This window comes from Arthrobacter sp. Hiyo1 (genome assembly GCF_001263615.2).
In the GTDB taxonomy this organism is placed as follows: domain Bacteria; phylum Actinomycetota; class Actinomycetes; order Actinomycetales; family Micrococcaceae; genus Arthrobacter.
Window position 1 is genome coordinate 37,239 of the sequence record NZ_DF952471.1, and the last position, 2,340, is coordinate 39,578.

The following is a 2,340-nucleotide window of genomic DNA, read 5'->3' on the forward strand; positions in this document are numbered from 1 at the left end:
CCACATGGCGGCAAACCCGTATCTTCCGGCCGTGTGACGGCCTCAGCAGGGTCCCGCCCCCGGGCCTAGCGCCCCGCAGTGCCCGCCTGACCCAATCCTCAGTGCCCGGCCGACCCAACTGACTAGCATTTGTTGTCGTTTGGAGGCTCATAACGACAACAACTGCGAGTCAGTTGGGGCCACGACCAAGCTCACGCGGCCAATTGCCGGAACCCGGCCCCGTGGTAGATGAGGGGCTCGGCGTCGTGGTTGATCTCCACGGACTTCACTTCGAGGACGACGATCGCGTGGTCACCCGCCGGGGTTTCTGAGACCACTTCGCATTCAAGCACCAGCGCTGCGCCGTCGATCAACACCGCCCCGGCGTCGCTCGTTGAGGTCGCCAGGCCAGCGAATCGGTCCTGGGTCCGCGAGGAGAGCTGCAGGCACACGGCTTCCTGGCCCTGGGCAAGATGGAAACACCCAGTCGCGGGGCGCGCCGGAGCTTGGGCCACGTGGTGGAAGAGTTCTGCACCGCGAACATGACCAGCGGTGGTTCGAGCGAGACTCCCACTGTGAAGCTCGATGCCACCAGGGCCTCCGGCGCGAAGCCGACCATAGCACTGAAGGCCGCCACGCCTGAGGGAAATTGCGCGAACGCCTGCTTGATCGAAGCGGCTCCATCCACCGTTACCTGGGTCATGGCGGGTTCCTTTCTCTGTAGTTTCGTGCCTGCCTTTCTACTAATTCACTCGGGGCCGATAACGGCAATATTTGTGTATTCGCGTGTCGAATGAAGTCAATTCATAATTCGTCATACCTTGTTTCATTACCCCGCAATACGAAAAGCGAAGAATTTGTACGTTTTTCGAGTGTCCCGGGGCACGACATGTGTAGCGTCGTGTCAATCCATTGCACAGCCTTGATTCTTCACGGAGGAAGCCGGAGATGAGCCTCAGCGAGCTTCGAACCCTGGGACGCACGGGTGCCCTGATCAGCCCCCTTACCCTGGGAACCCTCAACCTTGGGACAGGTTCGGCGCCCACGGGCGCCGAGGAAAGCGTCCGCATCATCCATTCGGCCCTCGACGCCGGTATCACCAGCGTCGATACCGCGGACATCTATTCGCAGGGCGAGGCGGAAGCCATTGTGGGCCGGGCCCTCCATGGCAGGCGGGATGATGTTTTCCTTTCCACCAAGTTCCACGGACAAATGGGGCCGAATCCCGCGCATGCAGGCAATTCCCGGCGCTGGATCATGAAGGCCGTGGAAGGCAGCCTGAACCGCTTGCAGACGGACAGGATCGACCTTTACCAGGCACACCGTCCGGACTACAACACCGACGTCCTGGAAACCATCACGGCGCTCAACGACCTCATCCGGCAGGGCAAGATTCTCTACTACGGAACGTCGGTGTTCACGCCGTCGCAGCTTGTGGAGGCACAGTGGATCGCCACCACCAACCACCTCATACCGCCAGTGGTGGATCAGGTGCCCTATTCCTTGTTGGTCCGCGCGAATGAGCGCGACGTCTTTGCAATCACGCAGCAGTACAACCTTGGCGTGCTCAGCTATGGACCGCTCGACGGCGGCTGGCTCTCCGGGAACTACCGCGTGGGAGTCCCCCAGCCCGCAAGCTCCCGCGCGTCGGCCGTTCCCGGGCGCTTCGACGTCTCGGCACCTTTCAACAGGAACAAACTCCTGGCGGCCGATGCCTTGGGCCGTGTCGCCGAACGGCATGGGCTCACCCTCATCCAGCTTGCTGTCGCCTTTGCCCTGAACCATCCGGCCGTCAGCAGCGTGGTTATCGGTCCGCGCACGGAGGACCATCTGGTCGACTACCTCAAGGCCGCGGATGTTGTCCTCAACGAAGCCGTGCTGGATGCCATAGACGAGATCGTGGCGCCCGGTACCAACTTCCTGGAGCGCGACGCAGGTACCGTTGTCCCCCACCTTGAATACGCGGAACTTCGACGCCGGTAACCGGCTTCGCGTTGGAGCCGCCGGTTCGCGCGCCGACTATACTCGTTCGCAATCATGACTAGCCTTCCGACTTCCGCCCAAACATCAAAAACCGGCAATGTGCGCATTGATGCCTGGCTCTGGGCGATCCGCGCTTACAAGACCCGTTCCGCTGCCACAACCGCTTGCCGGGCGGGGCATGTGCGAATCAACGGGAACCCGGTCAAGGCTTCACAGTCCGTGATTATCGGCGACACAATCCGCGTACGGCAGCCCGGCTTCGAGCGCATCCTTGAGGTCCGCAGGCTCATTGCGAAAAGGGTAGGGGCCGAAGCAGCGTCCCATTGCTTCACCGACCACACACCGGAGCGTCCCGCCGCGCCCGCCCTCGGGCTGCCG

Annotated in this window: 4 protein-coding genes; 2 read left to right on the plus strand and 2 right to left on the minus strand. The window is 62.2% G+C overall.

Annotation, left to right across the window (positions count from 1 at the left end; translation table 11 throughout):
* Positions 1–191: 191 nt before the first annotated feature.
* Positions 192–431 carry a flavin reductase family protein gene (locus AHiyo1_RS26670; protein ID WP_253257292.1) on the minus strand — a complete coding sequence of 80 codons (240 nt, stop codon included), beginning with the start codon at positions 429–431 and terminating at the stop codon, positions 192–194.
* On the minus strand, positions 350–682 hold the full coding sequence (locus AHiyo1_RS26675; protein ID WP_340639317.1) for a flavin reductase family protein: 333 nt from the start codon (positions 680–682) through the stop codon (positions 350–352). Before AHiyo1_RS26675 ends, AHiyo1_RS26670 begins: the two co-directional genes overlap by 82 nt.
* A gap of 245 nt (positions 683–927) precedes the next feature.
* On the opposite strand from AHiyo1_RS26675, the gene AHiyo1_RS11780 reads away from it, so the two are divergent.
* Together AHiyo1_RS11780 and AHiyo1_RS11785 are read left to right on the plus strand one after the other, a co-directional pair.
* Positions 928–1,962, plus strand: coding sequence for an aldo/keto reductase (locus AHiyo1_RS11780; RefSeq protein ID WP_059388687.1), 1,035 nt, complete (start codon positions 928–930; stop codon positions 1,960–1,962).
* A gap of 54 nt (positions 1,963–2,016) precedes the next feature.
* The coding region (locus AHiyo1_RS11785; protein ID WP_059388688.1) for an RNA-binding S4 domain-containing protein at positions 2,017–2,340 on the plus strand (324 nt) is incomplete at its 3' end.